At 72.7% G+C, this 19,565-nt stretch carries 15 protein-coding genes and 1 tRNA gene; 11 read left to right on the forward strand and 5 right to left on the reverse strand.

Annotation, left to right across the window (positions count from 1 at the left end; translation table 11 throughout):
• Positions 1–61: 61 nt before the first annotated feature.
• Positions 62–1,489: a site-specific integrase gene (locus tag ABZX65_RS09940; protein WP_355336586.1), complete on the forward strand. Its 1,428-nt coding sequence runs from the start codon at positions 62–64 to the stop codon at positions 1,487–1,489.
• 154 nt (positions 1,490–1,643) lie between these two features.
• On the opposite strand, the gene ABZX65_RS09945 is transcribed toward ABZX65_RS09940, so the two are convergent.
• Positions 1,644–1,730, reverse strand: a tRNA-Ser gene (locus tag ABZX65_RS09945).
• 36 nt (positions 1,731–1,766) lie between these two features.
• On the reverse strand, positions 1,767–3,560 hold the full coding sequence (locus tag ABZX65_RS09950; RefSeq protein ID WP_355336587.1) for a trypsin-like peptidase domain-containing protein: 1,794 nt from the start codon (positions 3,558–3,560) through the stop codon (positions 1,767–1,769).
• Positions 3,561–3,749: 189 nt separating this feature from the next.
• Between ABZX65_RS09950 and ABZX65_RS09955 the strand changes: the two genes are divergently transcribed.
• The 3 genes from ABZX65_RS09955 (at position 3,750) to ABZX65_RS09965 (ending at position 6,887) form a co-directional block, all read left to right on the forward strand.
• Entirely contained in the window at positions 3,750–4,667 is a 918-nt protein-coding gene (locus ABZX65_RS09955) for a glycerophosphodiester phosphodiesterase family protein (protein WP_355336588.1), read from the forward strand.
• A 228-nt stretch (positions 4,668–4,895) separates the two neighbouring features.
• Positions 4,896–5,735 (forward strand): ATP-binding protein, encoded by an 840-nt coding sequence (locus tag ABZX65_RS09960; protein WP_355336589.1) that lies wholly within the window; start codon positions 4,896–4,898, stop codon positions 5,733–5,735.
• Between the two features lie 189 nt (positions 5,736–5,924).
• Complete coding sequence (locus ABZX65_RS09965; RefSeq protein WP_188281531.1) at positions 5,925–6,887, forward strand: DUF5926 family protein; 963 nt, start codon at positions 5,925–5,927, stop codon at positions 6,885–6,887.
• A 924-nt stretch (positions 6,888–7,811) separates the two neighbouring features.
• Here the strand turns inward: ABZX65_RS09965 and ABZX65_RS09970 are convergent.
• Positions 7,812–8,081 carry a hypothetical protein gene (locus ABZX65_RS09970; RefSeq protein WP_355336590.1) on the reverse strand — a complete coding sequence of 90 codons (270 nt, stop codon included), beginning with the start codon at positions 8,079–8,081 and terminating at the stop codon, positions 7,812–7,814.
• A gap of 209 nt (positions 8,082–8,290) precedes the next feature.
• Positions 8,291–9,004, reverse strand: coding sequence for a bifunctional DNA primase/polymerase (locus ABZX65_RS09975; protein ID WP_355336591.1), 714 nt, complete (start codon positions 9,002–9,004; stop codon positions 8,291–8,293).
• Between the two features lie 795 nt (positions 9,005–9,799).
• On the opposite strand from ABZX65_RS09975, the gene ABZX65_RS09980 reads away from it, so the two are divergent.
• Together ABZX65_RS09980 and ABZX65_RS09985 are read left to right on the forward strand one after the other, a co-directional pair.
• Complete coding sequence (locus ABZX65_RS09980; protein WP_355336592.1) at positions 9,800–11,386, forward strand: PP2C family protein-serine/threonine phosphatase; 1,587 nt, start codon at positions 9,800–9,802, stop codon at positions 11,384–11,386.
• Between the two features lie 451 nt (positions 11,387–11,837).
• Positions 11,838–13,250, forward strand: a complete 1,413-nt coding sequence (locus ABZX65_RS09985; RefSeq protein ID WP_355336757.1) for an aminopeptidase P family protein — start codon at positions 11,838–11,840, stop codon at positions 13,248–13,250.
• Between the two features lie 44 nt (positions 13,251–13,294).
• Here the strand turns inward: ABZX65_RS09985 and ABZX65_RS09990 are convergent, their stop codons facing one another.
• A complete protein-coding gene (locus ABZX65_RS09990) occupies positions 13,295–13,738 on the reverse strand; it encodes an ATP-binding protein (protein ID WP_355336593.1) in 444 nt (147 codons plus the stop codon).
• 205 nt (positions 13,739–13,943) lie between these two features.
• Between ABZX65_RS09990 and ABZX65_RS09995 the strand changes: the two genes are divergently transcribed.
• From ABZX65_RS09995 to ABZX65_RS10015, 5 genes are all read left to right on the forward strand, one after another.
• Entirely contained in the window at positions 13,944–14,810 is an 867-nt protein-coding gene (locus ABZX65_RS09995) for a hypothetical protein (protein ID WP_355336594.1), read from the forward strand.
• A gap of 297 nt (positions 14,811–15,107) precedes the next feature.
• Complete coding sequence (locus ABZX65_RS10000) at positions 15,108–15,857, forward strand: YcnI family protein (protein ID WP_355336595.1); 750 nt, start codon at positions 15,108–15,110, stop codon at positions 15,855–15,857.
• Positions 15,858–16,129: 272 nt separating this feature from the next.
• Positions 16,130–16,882: an SCO family protein gene (locus ABZX65_RS10005; RefSeq protein ID WP_355336596.1), complete on the forward strand. Its 753-nt coding sequence runs from the start codon at positions 16,130–16,132 to the stop codon at positions 16,880–16,882.
• Complete coding sequence (locus ABZX65_RS10010; protein WP_355336597.1) at positions 16,879–17,415, forward strand: copper chaperone PCu(A)C; 537 nt, start codon at positions 16,879–16,881, stop codon at positions 17,413–17,415. The genes ABZX65_RS10005 and ABZX65_RS10010 overlap by 4 nt, the downstream gene beginning before the upstream one ends.
• Positions 17,416–17,483: 68 nt before the next feature.
• Positions 17,484–19,538 (forward strand): copper resistance protein CopC, encoded by a 2,055-nt coding sequence (locus ABZX65_RS10015; RefSeq protein ID WP_355336598.1) that lies wholly within the window; start codon positions 17,484–17,486, stop codon positions 19,536–19,538.
• The last annotated feature ends 27 nt before the right edge of the window (positions 19,539–19,565 follow it).

Raw genomic sequence — 19,565 nt, forward strand, 5'->3', positions numbered from 1 at the left:
CCGAAACGATGACGTTGGGGGTGAGCGTCTCTCGGCGCGCGCCCCCACCCAGGGGAGAAGCATGCTCACCTACGACGTGAAAATTTGGGGCATCCGGAAACGCCCCGACCGCGCGACCCCCTTTCAGCTCCGCTGGCGGGTCGGGACAACACCACACTCCAAGAGCTACAAGATCAAGGAGCAGGCCGACGGCCGCCGTTCGGAGCTTTTGGCCGCACTGCGCAACCGCGAGCAGTTCGACGAGACGACAGGAGTCCCAGCGTCCGAGTTCCACCGTCTCCAGTCCCCGACGTGGTACGCGCACGCATGCGCCTACGCCAAGATGAAATGGCCGACCGCATCGGCCAAGCACCGCGCTGGCATCGCCGAAGCCCTCGCCACCATCACGCCCGTCCTCGTCAAGGACTCTCGGGGCGGACCGAAGCAACAGGCCCTCAGGACTGCCCTCTACTCGTGGGCGTTCCGGTTCAACCGTGATGACGTAACCGGAGAGTTGAAGCCTCGGCAGGAGACCGAGAGCGCCCCGGCGGACATCGCAGCCGCGCTGGAATGGATCACGCGCAAGTCTGTCGACGCGGCCGAACTCGACAAGCCGACCCACTTACGCGCTGCTCTCGGCGCCCTCTCCATCAAGTTGGATGGAACGAAGGCAGCGGAGACGACCGTCCACCGGAAGTACACGGTCTTCACCAACGCGCTTCGCTACGCCGTGGAACGCGAAATCCTCGCTTCGTTCCCCCTGGGGAAAGTCGACTGGAAGCCGCCGGAGACGGACGACGAGATCGACTTTCGGTTTGTGCCCAGTCCGGGGCAGGCCCAGCGGCTCATCGCCGCGGTGCGTGAGCAAGGGCCACGCGGCGAGCACTTGGCAGCGTTCTTCGGGTGCCTCTACTACGCCGCCATGCGTCCCGCCGAGGTCGCCGCCCTCGGCGACGACGCATGCCGCCTTCCCCCCGCGCCGAAGAACGGCACCGCGGAGAGTCAGTGGGGCGAACTCGTGCTCTCGGAGAGCCGCCCCGAGGTCGGATCGGGATGGACTGATGACGGCGTTTCCTACGACAAGCGCGGCCTGAAGCGCCGCGCCCGCAAGGCAACACGTCCGGTGCCGATCCCTCCCGTCCTCGTCGGGATGCTCCGCGCGCACCGGGCGACATACGGCACCGCCCCTGACGGCCGGTTCTTCCGGGCATCAGGTGGAGGGCGGGTCCGGTCGACGGAGTACACGGGGATCTGGAAGGCCGCTCGGAGCAAGGCTCTCTCGGCAGAGGACGGCATGACGCCCCTCGCCGAGGTGCCGTACAGCCTCCGTCACGCCGGAGTCTCCCTCTGGCTGAGTTCCGGCGTAGATCCAGTGGAGGTAGCCCGGCGGGCTGGGCACAGCGTCGCTGTGCTCTTCCGGTTCTACGCGAAGGTCATCAAGGGCCGCCAGGACCAGGACAACGACCGCATCTCCCGCGCCCTCGCTGAACAGGCCGAATACCCCGAGTGATGCTCACGAAGAGCCGTGGACCCGGTCCACGCGTGGTCCACACGCACTGGTCGACGGCGGGACATACGCGGGTCAGGGTGGGACAGGGAGCAAGACCAAGGGGTGTCCCGATTTCCGGGACACCCCTTTTGGCCTGCACATACAACTACCTCGGCGGAGGCTGTGGGATTTGAACCCACGGTGACATCGCTGCCACGACGGTTTTCAAGACCGTTCCCTTAGGCCGCTCGGGCAAGCCTCCTGGCGCGGGGCGCGGGGACAGCTTAGTGGGTGGGGGCTAGTTGCTGTCGCCGGTGCGCTGGCCGAGGGTGACGGTGGTGGTGTGGGAGGTGCCGTTGCGGGTGTAGGTGATGGTGGCCTTGTCGCCGGGGGAGTGCTGCCAGATCTCGCCGATGAGGGTCTGGCCGCTGTCGATGAGGGTGTCGTCGAAGCGGGTGATGACGTCACCGGGCTTGAGGCCGGCGTTCGCGCCGGGGCCGCCGGAGGTGATGGCGGTGTTGGAGTCGGTGGAGATCTTGGCGCCGTCGCCCTGGTACTGGGTGTCGAGGCTGACGCCGATCACCGGGTAGACGGGCTGGCCGGTCTTGATGAGCTGGTCGGCGACGCGCTTGGCCTGGTTGATGGGGATGGCGAAGCCGAGGCCGACGCTGCCGCCCTGGGTGCCGGGGTCGCTGTTGCCCGCGGGCTGGATGGCGGAGTTGATGCCGATGACGGCGCCGTTGGCGTTGAGGAGGGGGCCGCCGGAGTTGCCGGGGTTGATCGAGGCGTCGGTCTGGATCGCGCTCATGTAGGAGGCGCTGCTGCCCTGGCCGTCGCTGGAGGCGACGGGGCGGTGGACGGCGCTGACGATGCCGGTGGTGACCGTGCCGGAGAGGCCGAAGGGGGCGCCGATGGCGATGGTGGCGTCACCGACCTGCGCCTGGTCGGAGTTGCCGAGCGGCAGCGGGGTGAGCTTGACGCCGCTCGCGTTCTTCAGCTTGATGACGGCCACGTCGTACCCCTGGGCGCGGCCGATGACGGCCGCGTCGTACGTCTTGCCGTTGGAGAAGGTGACGGTGAGCTTGCCGCCGCTGGCCGCCGGGGCGACCACGTGGTTGTTGGTGAGGATGTGGCCCTCGGTGTCGTAGACGAAACCGGTGCCGGTGCCGCTCTCCTGGCTGCCGCTGGCCTTGATGGTGACGACGCTCGGCAGCGCCTTGTTGGCGATGCCCGCCACCGAGGTGGGGGCGCGGTTGAACGCCTTCTGGCTGCCGGAGTCGGAGACGGTGGTCGAGGAGGTGGAGCTCGACTTGTCGTTGTGGTCGGCGATCGCGTAGCCGACGCCTCCGCCGACGCCGCCCGCGACCAGCGCGGCCACCAGGACGGCGGCGACCATGCCGCCGATGCCGCCGCGGCGCTTGCGGCCGTCGTTCGGCGGCGGGGGAACGTGCGTGCCCCAGGCCGGCGGCAGACCGCCGGGGCCGCCGGGCTGGCCGGTACCGGGCGCGTTCGCCGCGCCGTAGGGGGACGACGGCGCGGCGAACGGGTCGTGCGGCCCGCCACCGTGGCCGGACCCGCCATGACCCGACCCGCCGTGGCCCGCCCCCGCGCCCTGCTCCGTACCCGACGCACCCGACGCACCCGACGCACCGAACGCGCCCGGCCCCGCGGGCGGCTGCTCCGCCGCGAACACCGCGGCAGGCGGCGTCCCGTACGGCGAAGGCGGCCCACTCGGCGGACCGTAAGGCGAGGGCGAGGGCGAAGGCGCGGGCGCGGGCGAAGAGGAAGAGGAGGAGGAGGAGGAGGACGGCGACGAGTACGGGTCGGCCGGGGCCCGGTACGGATCCGCGGGCGGCACCGGAGCCGCGTCCCGTACCTCCGGCAGGATCTCCGTACGCGACTCGCCGTCCGCGGACGCCGGGGGAGCGGCGGGCGCGGGCGGGGCGGCCGGAGGGGCCGTCGGAGGAGCGGGCGGCGGGGCGAGCGGCGGAGCGGCAGGAGGTACGGGGGCCTGGGCCGCCGAGGCACCGTCGGGCGCGGGCGCTGCCGACTCCGCAGCCGAGCCGGAGCCGGCTTCGTTCTCGGTGCTCACAGCGATTCTCCTCAGGGTCGGGACAGGTTCTGAACAGGATTCCGAACCGGGTGCGGAACAAGGTGGTGGGCCGAACACAGCATTTCCCACGGCGTGTCGGACCGCCGTAAGCGGTAGCTGTGCATCTTCGCGTACCCGTCGTACGGCCGTGTTACCGGGCCGCCGGGGAGACGGTGGCACCATGACACGGTGACTTACGCGCGCGCGGTCCCGGAGGCGTTTCCGGACGGGCGACCTGTCCAGGTCGTCGCCCATAGAGGCGCCTCCGCGGACGTACCAGAACATACGCTCGCCGCGTACCGGAAAGCCATCGAGGACGGGGCCGACGCCCTGGACTGCGACGTCCGGCTGACCTCGGACGGCGAGCTGGTGTGTGTCCACGACCGGCGGGTGGACCGTACGTCGAACGGCCGGGGCGCCGTCTCCTCCCTCGCCCTGGCCGACCTCGCCGCGCTGGACTTCGGCTCGTGGAAGGACGGCCGCGGCGGACCCGGCGGCGCCGGAAGCCGGGACCGTCACCCAGGAGACGTCCGTGCGAAAGACGCGCATATAAGAGGTGCCCGCGCGGGACGCGTAAAAGAAGAGGACGAAAACGCCGTACGCGAACGCAGCGGCGTCCTCACGCTGCGCCGCCTGCTGGAACTGGTCGCGGACACCGACCGCCGCGTGGAGGTGGCGATCGAGACGAAGCACCCGACGCGGTGGTCGGGCCAGGTCGAGCGGCGGCTGCTCGACCTGTTGCGGCACTTCGGTATGGACCGCCCGGCGCGCGGGGAGCCCGCCCAGGTGCGGGTGATGAGCTTCTCGCCGGGGGCGCTGCGCCGGGTACGGCTGGCCGCGCCGGCGGTCCCCACCGTCTTCCTGGTGCGCCACGCGCTCCCCCGGCGCTGGAGCGGGTGGCTGCCGGCGGGCGTCGGGATCGCGGGGCCGAGCATGCGGATCGTGCGGGCCGACCCGGGATACGTGGCGCGTTTGCGCCAGGCGGGGCACCGCGTCCACGTCTGGACGGTGGACGAACCCGCCGATGTCGAGTTGTGCGTACGGCTCGGGGTGGATTCCATCATCACCAACCGCCCGAGTGCGGTTCTGTCCCAACTGGGTCGTTGAAGTTCACAGATGTCCGCAGGCCACAGCAGGAGTCAACACAGAGCAGCCGACATCACCAGGCGACAGCCGTCACAGGGCGTACCCCGGCGCGTTCGTATCGTGTTCGGGCTGCAATTGTGCGTCGGGAATGTGTACGGAGTACGTCAATGGATCGCGGTTGGCTTGTTTCCGGCCGAGTCGCAGAGGGCATCCATCCCGTGGCGCAAGGGCGTGAAGGAGGTCTCGGGGGTGTCGTTGATGGTGGCGCAGGAGGTGCCTACGTCCTCGACCATGGCCCTGCCCCATGGTCCGACCGGCGTCGCGGTGGCGCGCCGGAAACTGCGGAACGAATTGTGCGCGCAGGACGTGCCGGAGCCGGTGATCGACGACGCCGTCCTCATCCTGTCGGAGCTGCTGAGCAACTCCTTCCGGCACGCGCGTCCTTTGGAGACGCACGAGGCCGGGGGCGGCGGTGACGCCGGTGGCGCACGGTCCGCCCGGGACACTCCCCGTACGGTGAACGACGACTGGACGGCCGGCGGCCGTCACGACAGCCCACGGACGGGCAACGGCGGTACGGGCAGCGGCCGTACGGACGGCGGCCGTACCGACAGCGGCCGCGCCGACTGCGGCGAGTGCGGGATACGCGCCGCGTGGGCGATAGGCACGGACGGACTCCTCGCGGTCGAGGTGACCGACGGCGGCGGCCCCACCAGGCCACGCCCCTCCACCCCCTCCCTGAGCGCGCACGGCGGCCGGGGCCTCGGCATCGTCGGGAGCCTGTCGCTGCGCTGGGGCGTGCGCGACGACGCGCCCGGCGAGGTGACGGTCTGGGCGGTCCTTCCGGTACGCGCCCGGCACGCGCGCCGCGACGACCCGGTGATCGCGGGCGGTACGGGCGGTACGGGCGGCACGCGCGGCCAGCGGGCCGGACTCGGCGGAATCGGCGGTACGGGCATCAGTCCGATCGTCGGTGCGGGCGGCGGCCTGCCGATGGGCATGTCGATGGACCTGGCCGAATCGATCGAAGCGTTCGACGCGCTCGGGTCGCTGAACACGGCTTTCGACGCGGTCGACGAACGCGGCTGAGGTCGCGGGCCCAGGCGTAGGGCGGCGCGCCGGGCCGCACAGAGCCGCACCGGGCCGCGCGGGGTACAGCACTACAGCGCGCAGGACACCCCGGTAGCCCCCTCCGCACGCCTCGCCGTGGTCCGGCGGCGACCGCGCCGGGCGCTAGGCTCACGGCCGGAACACCGCCGTTACGGGAGAGACCGAGCCATGGCCAAGAAGCGCGCGACCGCGACGAAGACGAAGGTCCCGACGAGCGGAGAGGTCCCGGTGGTCGGCGCGCGCGAGCCCTGCCCCTGCGGCTCGGGCCGCCGGTACAAGGCGTGTCACGGCCGCGAGGCGTCGCACGCGGTGACCGAGCTGGTGCGCCGCCCGTTCGAGGGGCTGCCCGGCGAGTGCGACTGGGTCGCCCTGCGCGAGCTGGTCCCGGCGGCGACCGCCCCGCTCACCCTCAAGGACGCGCTGCCCGACGGCGTTCCTTCGGTGACGCTCGGCACCGTGCTGCCGATGGCGTGGCCCGGACTGCGCCGCGACACCGGGGCCGTCCTGCTCGGCCTCCAGAACGAGGCGGCGTCCGGTGACGTCAGCCGCGACCTCGCCGACACGCTGCTGCGCGCGCTCACCGCGGCGCCCGGCAATCCGGTGGACGGCCGCCGCCCGCCGCAGGACGGGCCGCGCCTCCAGGACGTGCTGGACCTCGACGCGCCCTTCACGCCCGAGGTGCACAGCGGCTTCGAGTTCTGGCTGGAGGACGCCGACGCGGCGACCGGCGAGGTGGCCGCTTCGCTGGAGCGGGCCAACCAGGCGGCGATCCCGACCGTACGGCTGACCGGCGTGGACGCCGCGTACTGGTGCGAGACGCCGGAGAAGAACCACCTGCGGTGGGTCATGCCGCACCCCGAGGAGGAGTTGCTCGACGCGTTGGCCCGGCTGCACGCCGCCGGGGTGTCGTCGCTGGGTGACGGTACGCGGCTGGTCGGCTCCTTCCGCGCGCACGGGCTCGTGGTGCCGGTGTGGGACCTGCCGGTCGGCATGGGCGCCGACGAGGTGGAGAAGCCCGCCGCCGCCTTCAACGAGCGTCTGGCCGAGACGCTTGCCAAGTCCGGCCCCCTCACCGCCGACGAGCGGCGCGCCCGCAGCGGCTTCACCAACCGCCAGATCACCCTGAGCTGACGCCGACCGCCTTACGCCTCGCGGCGAGCCATTCCACGGCCTCCAGCCGTACGGGGGGGGGCAGCCGTCACCCCGGCCGAAGCGCTCCCGCACCTCACCACCCGCCCCGGCGGGGCAGTCCGCTCGCCCCCGGACCACCCGCCGGTGGAGGGTTACCCGCGCAGTTCCCCGCGCCCCTCACGGGGCACACCCACCTTCGCCCAGGCGGCGAACCGATCCTCTAAGGGGCGCGGGGAACTGCGCCACCAGCCACGGCGCTCCCGCACGTCACCACCCGCCCCGGCGGGGCAGATCGGGAGGTCCGCGGACCACCGGCCGGTGGTGGGTTGCTCGCGCCGTTCCTCGCGCCCCTGACGGGGCACACCCACTTTCGCCCAGGCGGTGTGCCGATCCTTTAAGGGGCGCGGGGGACTGCGCCACCAGCCACGGCGCTGCCGCACGTCACCACCCGCCCCGGCGGGGCAATCCGGTCGCCCCCGGACCACCCGCCGGTGGAGGGTTACCCGCGCAGTTCCCCGCGCCCCTGACAGGGCGCACCCCCCTTCGCCCAGGCGGCGAACCGATCCTCTAAGGGGCGCGCGGAACTGCGCCACCAACCACCACGCTCCCGCACGTCACCGCCCGCCCCGGCGGGGCAGATCGGGAGGTCTGCGGACCACCGGCCGGTGAGGGCGGGGGCGGCACGGAGGGGGAGGCCGTGATTCCGGTCACAACTCCCGTTGAATCGCGGCTAATCGGCGCCCCGTCGGCGTCGGGGAATTTGCTAACGGACGAAGTCTTGTTACCGTTTGGTCAGCCCGGTCGCTGGTGCATCCCCCGTCGCCAGCGACCGGGCGTTTCCATGCCCGCGGGGCGCCGGACGGCGCTTTTCGCCATGCGAGGGAGACGACGGCGACGCTTTTCGTCGTACCGGTCGGTAGCGGTTCAGGTGCCTTCGGCGGTCGGCGGAAGCATTCCGTAACCGTCCACGGACGTGGTCCTGGCGTGCGGGGCGCCGAGGCCCGCGTGGCCGGAGTGGCCGCCGTGGCCCGGGTGTTCCGAGGGGCCGTCCGTGGCGGCGGCCAGCGGCAGGACGACGGCCAGGGCGGCGACGCTCGCGAGGGCCACCATGCGCAGCCCCGACACATGGTCCTGCGCGACCTGCTGAACGGCCTGCGAATGCGGCTGCGGCTGCGGCTGTGACTTCGGCTCCACGGGCACGACCCCACCTGCGCTCGACGGTTGCGGTCCGCCGAACGTAGCGGGCGGACCGGGGACTTCGGAACGATCAGGCGCCGTTCAGCGCAGGGCCGGGGCCCTCGGCTACCCGAACGAGTGACAGAGCGCGCGGCGAACGACACCGCGCCCGCCCTGAACAGCGTTCAGAACAGGCGCGGTGTCAACGCGGCGCATCAATACGCGGATCAATAGGTGAGCCGGTCGCCGTCCGGCGCGGTCCGGCCCGCGCGGACGAGGGCGTCCACGAGGTCGCCGATCCGCGGCAGCCACGGCGCGGCGCCGCCGAGCCCGACCGGCGCGTCGGGCCCCGTCGCCTCGGGCACCGGGGGCCGCACCCAGCGGAGCTGCCCCGCGCTGCTGCTCGACGGCGGCAGCGCCACGTATCCGCCGTCGCCGTGGTAGCGCAGCGATGTCGGCACCCAGTCCTGGCTGTCGAGGAGTTCGCCCAGCTCGGCGAGCGAGTAGGGCGCGACGAGGATCACGTACCGGGTGGGGGTGGCGACCACCGGGCCGAGCCGTACGCCGAGGCGTTCGATCGCGTCGAGCGCCCGCGTGCCGGCCACCGCGGGCAGGCTCGCCGCGGACACCCGGTCGCCGGTCGCGAGGACCACCGGCGCGTCCGGCCTGCGCGTCCACCACCAGCGCACCATGCGCGGGTCTCGGGTGGCGGCCAGGAGTCCCGGCTCGTGCGGATGGGCGCCGGGCACCGGGCAGTTGGGGCGGGCGCAGGCGCACGGCTGCGCACCGGTCGCCCGCCATGTGCCGCGTTTGTCGTATCCGACACCGGGCACCACACGCCATTGCCACTGCTCGGCATAGGTGAGCGCCGCGTCACGCAACGCGGTCCGCCCCTTTCGCGGCAGTGAGAGCTTGCGTCGCCTTCCGAGGATCTCGCGCATCAGCGCTCGTTCCTTTCCGTTAACGCCCAGGGATCTGCCCTTGCACACGTATCTGTCGAGCACGCCGTTCACGAGGCAGCGCATCACGCCGCCGGCCGAGCGTGGAACGTGGCGGTGGGTGGCGTGCGCATGGCGCTTGCTCACTTGCCCCGATCGCGAGCCACTAGTCGTGGATCCCGTTGGGCGCAGCTCCCGCTCGCCACTCGGGGTGGGGTCGGCTGTCAATTGCTTACGTACTACGACGCTTGAGCCGGACTCCGGGTTCCTACCCATCACCCGCAAATATGACGCGCTGTTGGCCGGGATCAGTCGACAGCGCGCATGAGACGGGGGTAGCTCTTTCTGGCCAACCTGCGGCAGTTCGACGGCTACTCCAGGCCACCGGCGCACCACGGCACGTGACGCCGGTCACGTCCCGACGCCACTCCGTCTACCAGGACAATCCTGGACATGCCCGCGATTGTGCGTGTACAAGTGGGTTCCTTGGTAGCGACGCGCCACGACATGGGGGTTTGCGATGCTATTGATGCAGATGCGCCGCGCTTTGCGGACGAAAAGCGCGGAATGCCCCATCCATTGGCGACTGGCCGGAAGCCCCCGGCCATGAGCGCCGCTCACATGAAAAAAGTGGCCGGAACAGAGCCACCACCTTCCGCGGCGGCGCAGAATGCGTCCCCCGCGGGAGGCCCCGCGCAGGTCACGGCCGCCTCCGCGGTCCCCGCCGTCTCCCCCGCCGCTCCGCCCGCACCCGCGACGGAACCAGCGGGACCGAGGACGGAACCGAGGACGGAACCGGTGACGGGACCGGCGGCCGATTACACGATCGATTCCACGATCGGTTCCGCACCCGATTCCACGACCGGTTCCGCGAGCGCGCCCGTAACCGACCAGGCCGCCGTACCCGCGGCCAAGCCCGTGACCGTACCCGGTGCGGGCCGTCCCCGGGCGCCGGAGCAAGCGGCCGGTGACCGGTACGGCTCCCCCGCCGTGCAGGACCGGCTGGCCTCCTGGGTGTGCGACCTGTCCCTGGTGCACGAGCTGACCGAGCGGCTGGCCCGGACGACCGCGCTGGACGACACGCTGCACGAGGTGCTGCGCGCCGGGGCCACCCTGGTCGGCGCCCGCCGCGGCATGGTCGCGCTGGAGCCGGCCGACGGCCTCGGCCCCGAACGCACCGTCGGCCTCGGCCTCGGCCACGCCGACCTCGGCACGATCGAGACCGTGCCCGTACCCCGTACGTCCGCCTCCGACACCGGCGTGCCGAGTGACGCGAGCGGATCAGGAGCGCGGGACGGGTCAGGGGCGCGGGACGGATCGGGAGCGCAGGACGGATCAGCGGCGGAGGACGGATCGGCGGCGCGGGACGCGGACGGCGAACGCGTCCACGCCGACCTGCTGCACGAACCCGGCCTCGACCGGCGGCACCGCGAGGTCGCCGTCCAGCTCGGCCTCGGCGCGAGCTACGCGCTGCGGCTGACGGCGCAGTCGGCCGGCAGGCTGGGCACGGCCGTGTGGTTCTACGACGAACCCGCGGAACCCGACGACCGGCAGCGCCGCCTGATGGGCCTGTATCTGCGCTTCGCCGCCGAGCACACCGCACGCGTGCTCGACCTGCGGCGCGCACGGGACACCACGGCGGCGCTGGCCGCGGAACTGCTGCCGGAACGGCTGCCGCGCGTCCCCGGCGTACGGCTGGCGGTCAGGCACCGGACGAATCCGCGCGGCGGCGGCGACTGGTACGACGCGCTGCCGCTGCCCGAGGGCGCGCTCGGCCTGGCCGTCGGCGGGGTGACGGGGCGCGGCCCCGGCGCGGTGGCCGCGATGGGTCGGCTGCGCGCGAGCCTGCGCGCGTACGCGGTGATGGAGGGCGAGGACCCGGTCGCGGTCCTGTCCGACCTGGAACTGCTGATGCGGCTCACCGAGCCCGCCAGGTCCGCGACGGCGCTGTTCGCGTACGTGGAGGCGGAGGCGGCGAACGGCGGCCCGCGCCCGGCGGGCGGCCCCGGCGGCCGCAAGCTGATCCTGGCGGGCGCGGGACACTGCCCGCCGCTGGTGATCGGCGACCGCCGCTGCGAGTACGTCGAGACGTCGCTGTCCGCGCCGCTCAACATGCTCAGCTGCTGGGAGGCGCCCAGCGTCGAGCTGTACGCGCGGCCCGGCGAGACCCTGGTGCTGTTCACGGACGGGCTGCTGCACCGTACGGGGGAGTCCGCCGACCGGGCGCTCGCCCGGCTGCACGCCGCCGCGCAGAGCGCCCCGCGCCCGGCCCGCGACGACCCCGACCGTCTCGTCGACCACATCCTGCACGCCGTCCTGCCCGACGGCCTCGACCGGTCAGAGGGCGTGGAGGACGTCGTCCTGCTCGCCGTCCGTTTCGACTGAGGCGGACAGAGACGGGCCCCTGAGAGACGGGCGGCTGAGAGACGGGCCCTTGCGAGACGGGCCCTTGAGAGAGACGGGCCGCGGTCACCCGCGTCCGCTTCGGTCCGCCCGGTCCTGATTCGTGAGCGATTCAGGACCTATGCCCCCCCGCACGCCCTCTTCCGCGCGCACATACGATGCGTAGAGGTCCATAGCGGGTCCCGGCGGGACCTCCAGGCAGCTATGGCGACGACAGCGAGGAGGACAGGACGTGGCCGAGGCCCAGGCACAGCCGGACGAGCAGGTCGAGCGGGTCGGACAGGAGACGCCCGAGACTCCTGAGACGACGGGGACGGCCGTGACGGCGGCCGAGGCGGCCACGGACGCGGCAGTCGAAGCGGCCACCGACGCGGCGGCCACGGCGGACGGCGACGCGGCGGCCACGGACGCGGCGGACGGCGACGACAAGCCGATCAAGCAGCGCAAGAACCGCCTCTACCCGGCTGTCTCCGACGAGCTGGCGGCCGTGATGAAGGCCGACTGGGCCGACACGGAGCTGCACGGCCTGGCCCCGCTGCCGCAGGCCGCGTACGCCGCCGCGCGCCGCGCCGCGCTGTCCGAGCGCTTCCCCGGCGAGCGGATCGTCGTACCGGCGGGCAATCTCCGTACCCGTTCCAACGACACCGAGTACCCCTTCCGGGCGGCCACCGAGTACGCCTATCTGACCGGTGACCAGACGCAGGACGCCGTCCTCGTGCTGGAGCCGCGCAAGGGCGGCGGGCACGCGGCGACCGCGTATCTGCTGCCGCGCTCCAACCGGGAGAACGGCGAATTCTGGCTGGACGGCCAGGGCGAGCTGTGGGTCGGGCGGCGGCACAGCCTCACCGAGGCCGAGCAGTTGCTCGGGATGCCGTGCCGGGACGTCCGCAAGGCCGCGGAGACGCTGCGCGAGGCGGCCGGTCCGGTCCGCGTGGTGCGCGGGCACGACGCGGGCATCGAGGCGGCGCTCACCGACAAGGTGACGGCCGAGCGCGACGCCGAGCTGACCGAATTCCTGTCCGCGCTGCGTGCGGTGAAGGACGAGTTCGAGATCGCCGAGTTGCAGCGGGCGTGCGACTCGACGGCGCGCGGCTTCGAGGACGTCGTCAAGGTCCTGGACAAGGCGGAGGCCACCTCGGAGCGGTACATCGAGGGAACGTTCTTCCTGCGCGCCCGAGTCGAGGGCAACGACGTGGGCTACGGCTCGATCTGCGCCGCGGGCCCGCACGCCACCACCCTGCACTGGGTGCGCAACGACGGCCCGGTCCGCTCCGGCGACCTGCTGCTGCTCGACGCGGGCGTGGAGACCCACCACCTGTACACCGCGGACGTCACCCGCACCCTCCCGATCAGCGGCAGCTTCTCGCCGGTCCAGCGCAAGGTCTACGACGCGGTCTACGAGTCCCAGCAGGCCGGTATCGACGCGGTGAAGCCGGGCGCGGCCTTCCGTGACTTCCACGAGGCGTCGCAGCGCGTGCTGGCCGAGAAGCTGGTCGAGTGGGGGCTGCTCGAAGGCCCGGTCGACCGGGTGCTCGAACTGGCCCTCCAGCGCCGCTGGACGCTGCACGGCACCGGCCACATGCTCGGCATGGACGTCCACGACTGCGCGCACGCACGGACCGAGGCGTACGTGGACTCCACCCTGGAGCCCGGCATGGTGCTGACGGTCGAGCCCGGCCTGTACTTCCAGGCGGACGACCTGTCGGTGCCCGAGGAGTACCGGGGCATCGGCGTCCGGATCGAGGACGACATCCTGGTGACGGACGACGGCAACCGCAATCTGTCGGACGCGCTGCCGCGGCGCTCGGACGAGGTCGAGGCGTGGATGGCGGGGCTGCGCGGCTGAACACCGGTCCCGGCCGGTCCCACCGGAACCGGAGTCGAGTGGCGCTACGACGCCTTCAGCAGGGCGTCGTCACGCCACTTGAGCACCTTGTCGAAGGAGACGACCGTGCCGTGACCCGGCCGGTTCTGGAAGTGGACGTGGTCCACCAGCGCCTCGATGAGGAAGAGTCCGCGTCCGTGCTCGGCATGCTGGCCCCTGGGGCTCAGCGGCCGGGCCGGGTGGCGGAAGCGGTCGCGGGGGAATCCGGGACCGGAGTCGGCGACCTCGATACGGCACTGGTCGCCGTCGATCCGCGCGGTGACGCTGTACTCCGTGCCGGATCCGGCGTGTTCGACGGCGTTGGCACACGCTTCCGAGAGGGCCACCGCCAGGTCGAAGGAGATGTCCGGATCGACTCCGGCCGTCTCCATGGTCCCGATCAGCAGCCTTCTGGCCAGCGGAACGCTCGCAGCCTCGCGCCGCAAATGGAGTGACCACCAGATGCTCATGCTCCAGCCTCCTGGCTGCGGCTCGACATAAGGTTACGTATTGCCGCGAAGAGCGTCCCGTAAGCGCGATGTTGACGTGATATCGCTCATTCGGCGGATGCCCATGCCCGGCGTACGGGTGTAAGGGGACTTCACGCGCACACCCCCGCGAGCCGGACACCCGCCGTATCCGCCCGGAGCGCGCGGTGAGAAGATGACCGCCGTCATGACTGCCACGCGGGGCTCCGTCCCCTCCGTGCGCGCCGGCGCCGGAATGCGACTGCTGCGGGCCGCGGTGTTCACCGCGGTCTGCGTCGTGCTGGCCGCGGTCGGGCACGCGATGGCGTCCGGCCGTACCGTGCCGGTGTGGGCGCTGGTCGTCGGCTGGCTCTCGGTCTTCGCGGTCGTGGCGCCGCTCGCGGGGCGCGAACGCACCTTGCCCGGCATCGCCGCCGCCCTCGCCGTCGGACAGCTCGCGCTGCACAGCGTCTTCAACGCCGGGCAGATGTGCGCGAGTACGACGGCCGCCGGGCACGGCGGCGGCGCGGGGTCCGGCTCCGGCGGTCTGCTGGCCGTCGCGGCCCGGCTGGTCTGCGGGAGCACGGCCGCGGCGCCGCTCACCCCGCGGAAGGCGCAGTGGGTCGTCCAGCAGGCGGGGCTCGACCCGTCCGCGATGGGCGCGCCCGTGCACACCCCGGGCATGGACATGAGCGGCGGTACGGCCGCGGGCGGTACGGGAAGCGTCGCGCACGCCGTGATGTCGCTGCCCTTCTGCTCCCTGCCGATGTTCCTCGGCCACCTGCTCGCCGCCGTGGTGGCGGGCTGGGTGCTGCGGCGCGGCGAGGCGGCGCTCTGGCGGCTGATACGGCTGTCGGTGCGCGGCGCCGCCGAGTTGGCCGCGCTCTCGCCCGCCGTACTGCGCCGCGCCCACGCGCTGCTGTCCGCGCTCGCGGCGCAGGCGGCCGGGACCGCGGGCGTACGGCCGCGGCGGCGCTGCACGGCGGACGCGACGGCGGCCAGGCACCGCACGGTGTGGCTGCTGCGGCACTCGCTGGCCAGGCGCGGGCCGCCGTTCGGCCTCGCGGCGGTCTGACGCGACGCACCCCCGCCGACTCCCCCTTGGCGTAGGCCCCCGGGGACTCGCAGGTCCTTGCGGACCTGAGAGGCCCTCACTGGGCTGATGAGTCCATCGGTCCTACGTAGGTCCATAGGACTTATACGGCATAGGTCCATAGGACTTACGCCGCCTTCCGGGGAGCACGGCGACGGTGGCGCGCGGGTCCGCCCACGCCTCCGCCGACCGCGGGCGCCTGACGCGCCGTGGTCCGCGGTTCCATGCCACCGTCAGCCCACTTCCCACAGACCTGTGGAGAACTGGAGCACCCTCGTAATGAGCAGCTCACGTATGCGCGGCCGTGCCGCGACCATCGCCGCCCTCGCCGGTGCCACCGTCCTGCTGGCCGCCGTGCCCGCCTTCGCGCATGTCACGGTGACGCCGAACAGCGCGGCCCAGGGCAGTTACAGCACGGTCGCCTTCAAGGTGCCGAACGAGGAGGACAGCGCGTCCACGACGAAGGTCGAGGTCAATCTGCCCACCGACCACCCGGTCGCCTCGGTCTCGATCCAGCCGGTGCCCGGCTGGACGGCGCAGGTGACGAAGTCGAAGCTGGCGACCCCGCTGAAGTCGGACGACGGCACCATCGACGAGGCGGTCACGAAGATCACGTGGAGCGGCGGGAAGATCGCGCCGGGCCAGTTCCAGCAGTTCCCGGTGTCGTTCGGGCCGCTGCCCGCCACCACCGACGCGCTGGTCTTCAAGACGCTCCAGACGTACGACAACGGTGACATCGTGCGCTGGATCGACGTGCCGAAGGAGGGCCAGGCCGAGCCGCAGCATCCGGCGCCGACCCTGAAGCTGACGGCGGCGGCGGCCTCCGACGGCTCATCGGCCACGCCGAGCGTGACGGCGACCCCGGCCGCCGACGCCAAGTCCGGCGACTCGTCCGCCGGTACGCAGGCGGCCTCGTCCGACACGAGCGACGGGACCGCCCGTGCGCTGGGCGTCGCCGGAATCGTGGTCGGCGCGATCGGGATCGGCTACGGCGTCTTCGCCGGTCGCCGCCGCAACCCGTCGGCCTGACGCCGGACGCCTGACGGCCGGTCCGACCGACGGCTCCGGCCGACGGCTGGTCCGGCTGACGGCTGGTCCGACCGACGGCCGACGCCGGTCCTCGCTCGACCGGTGTCGGCCGGATCGCCGGATTCACCTGAAGCACCTGAAGCACCTGAAGCACCTGCTCCACCGGATCCACCGGACCGCTCGCGGTCCCGTTCGACCCGAACAGCCCGCTGGGCGGCCACGCGAACCGTGGCCGCCCGGCACCACCCGTCCACTGAAGGGGCATCACCTTCATGCGCACCACCCGCTCCACCCGCACGACCGCTTCCCCGCGCACGACCGGCACGACCGGCACGACCCGTACGCGCACCCGCACCCGCACCCGTGCCCGTACCACCGCCGTGACCGGGGCCGCCGCGCTCGCCGTCGCGGGGGCGCTGCTGCTGTCCGGCTGCGGCGGCTCCGGCGACTCGTCGGCGAACGCCAATGTGGCGGCGGTGTCCGCCGAAGCGCCGCAGAAGGCGGGCACGCTGCTCGACACGCCGTTCACGAAGCCCGCGCTCGTGCTGACCGACAACCAGGGCAAGCCGTACGACCTGGTGAAGGAGACCGCGGGCCACCCGATGCTGCTCTTCTTCGGCTACACGCACTGCCCCGACGTCTGCCCGACGACCATGAGCGACCTGGCGCTGGCCAAGGCGAAGCTGCCGAAGGCCGACCAGGACGCGCTGCGGGTCGTCTTCGTCAGCACCGACCCGGAGCGCGACACCCCTGCGCGGCTGACGGCGTGGCTCGGCGCGATGGACAAGTCCTTCATCGGACTGACCGGTAAGTTCGACGCCATCCAGGCCGCGGCCCGCTCGGTCGGCGTCGGCATCGACCCGCCGGTCAAGGAGAAGGACGGCAGCGTCACCGTCACGCACGGCGCCGAGGTGCTGGCCTTCTGGCCCAAGGACGACAAGGCGCACGTCCTCTACATGTCGGGGACGACGGCCGGGCAGTTCGCGGCCGACCTGCCGAAGATCGTCAGGAGCGAGGCGCCGTGAGGCGGCGCGCGCTGCTGGGCGCCGTCGCCGGTGTCGCGGCGGTGGCGCTGGCGACCGGCGCGGGCGTCGCGCTGAGCGACGGATCGTCCGGGTCCGGCGCGGGGTCCGACGAGGCGTCCGGCAGGGCGTCCGGCAAAGGGTCGGGCGGCGGGTCCGGCAAAGTGTCGGTGAGCGGCGGGTACATACCGCAGCCGCTGCTGACCGACGAGGCCGCCGCGTACGTCACCGTCGCCAACGCCGGGGGCGGGGACGCCGAACTCACCTCGGTCAGCACACCGCTGGCCGCGCACGTCACCCTGCACAGCACGACCGGCACCACCATGCGCCAGGTGACGGCCCTGACCGTACCGGCGGGCGGCACCCTCACCCTCGGCACCGGGGGCGACCACATGATGCTGGAGAACCTCACCCACAAGCCGCGGGTCGGTGAAACAGTCACCCTGCGACTCCACTTCGCCCACGCCACGCCCGCCACGGTCACGGTCACCGTGCCCGTCGAGGCGACGACGTACCGCCCGGACCCGAAGGGCTGACCGCAGTGAACCCAGCGACGCCAGCGCGCACAGCGCCCGCAGCGAAGAAGAACGCCCGGTTGCCACGTTTGAGGCCACCGCGTCGCCAGACCGGCGGGCGGCGGCTGGCGGCGCTCGCGGCCTGCCTCGGCGGGCTGCTCGCGCTGCTGCTCGGCGTCGCTGCGCCCGCGTCCGCGCACGCGGCGCTGCTCCGTACCGACCCGGCCGACGGCTCGGTCGTGCAGAGCGCGCCGCAGCGCGTGGTGCTCACCTTCTCGGAGGGCGTGCTGCTGTCGGCGGACTCGCTGCGCGTGCTCGACCCGCAGGGCAAGGACGTGGCGGTCGGCAGGCCGCAGCACGACAGCGGCAAGGACTCCGGGTCCACGGCCACCGTCGGGCTGCGGCCGGGCATCGGCAACGGCACGTACACCGTGGCGTGGAAGGCGGTGTCGCAGGACAGCCACCCGGTGGCCGGGGCGTTCACCTTCTCGGTCGGCGCGGCCTCCAAGACCAGTGTCGACCTGTCGGGCGCGGCGGCGGCGGGCGGCGGCGCGGCGTCCACGCTCTACGGGATCGCCCGCTACTTCGCCTACGCCGGTTTCGCGCTGCTGGTCGGCAGCGCGGTGTTCCTGTCCGTGTGCTGGCCGCGCGGCGCCCTGCTGCGTCCCATGCGGCGGATCGCGGCGGGCGGCTGGGCGACGCTGGTCGCGGCCACCATCGCGCTGCTGATGCTGCGCGGCCCGTACGCCAACGGCACCGGGCTCGGCGACGCGGTCGACCCCGATGTGATGCGCGCGGTGCTGGAGACCCGGCCGGGCGCGGCGCTCGTCTCCCGGCTGCTGCTGCTCGCGGCGGCGGCCGTCTTCCTCGCCGTGCTCTTCGGCAGCTACGCCAAGCGCGAGGACCCGGAGGAACGCGCCGACCTGGCCTGGGGTCTGGGCATCGGCGGCACGGTCGTCGCGATCGGCATCGCCGCCACCTGGGCGATGGCCGAGCACGCCTCCGTCGGCATCCAGCGGCAGGTCGCGATGCCGGTCGACATCGTCCACCTGCTGTCCATGGCGGTCTGGCTGGGCGGGCTCATCACCCTGCTGACCGCGCTGTTCGCCCGCTCCACCGCCGGTACGGTCGAGCCGTACGCCGTGCGCCGCTTCTCCCTCATCGCGCTCACCGCCGTGACGACCCTGATCGGCACCGGCACGTACCAGGCGTGGCGGCAGATGGGCAGTTGGGCGGCCTTCTTCGACACCCACTACGGGCAGCTGCTCTTCATCAAGATCTGGCTGGTGTGCGCGCTGGTCGGCGTGGCCTGGTTCTCGCGGCGCTGGACGCGGGAGCTGGGGGTGACGCCGGTGGCGCGGACGGAGGCGGTGTCGTCCCCGGTGGGGGCTCCGGCCGCCGCGTCCGCCGGTACGACGTCGGGTACGGGGTCCGGTACCGGGTCCGGTACGGGTTCCGCCAGGGGCAAGGGCTCCGGTACGGGCTCGGGTTCGGGTTCGGGTTCGGGTTCGGATTCCGCCGGGGCGGGTACGGGGTCCGGCTCCGAGGACCCGGCGCGGGCCGCGCAGCTGCGGCGGCAGCAGGACGCGCGGGACTCGGCGAAGGCGAAGAAGGTGCGCGACGCGGATCCCGCGCGCAACCGGCTCCGGCGTTCGGTCCTGATAGAGGTCGGCATCGCCGTCGTCCTGCTGACCGTCACCACGATGCTGACCGGCTCGCAACCGGGCCGGGCCGCGGAGGAGCAGAAGGACCTCAAGGCGCCGCCCGCGGCGACCGGCGGCGGGAACGCGACGGCCCCGACCGAGGTCGTCCTGTCCATCCCGTACGACACCGGCGGTCCCCACGGCAAGGGCACGGCGGGCCTGACGGTCTCCCCCGCCCGGTCGGGCGCCAACGAGGTCCACCTCTTCCTCAGCACGCCCGCCGGAAGCTCGGTGGACGTGCCGGAGGTGCGCCTCCAGTTCACGCTGCCGGCCAAGAAGATCGGCCCCATCGACGTCCCCTTGCAGCACCTGACGGTGGGCCACTGGACCGCGGCGGGCGTCCAACTGCCGCTGCCGGGCGCCTGGCAGGTGGCCGTCACCGTCCGCACCTCGGACATCGACGAAGTGACGGAGACGAGGAACATGCAGGTCAACCCGTGAAGTCATCCGATTCGGCGGAAGACGTGA

The sequence above is a fragment of the Streptomyces sp. NPDC003300 genome (assembly GCF_040610915.1).
Taxonomy (GTDB): domain Bacteria; phylum Actinomycetota; class Actinomycetes; order Streptomycetales; family Streptomycetaceae; genus Actinacidiphila.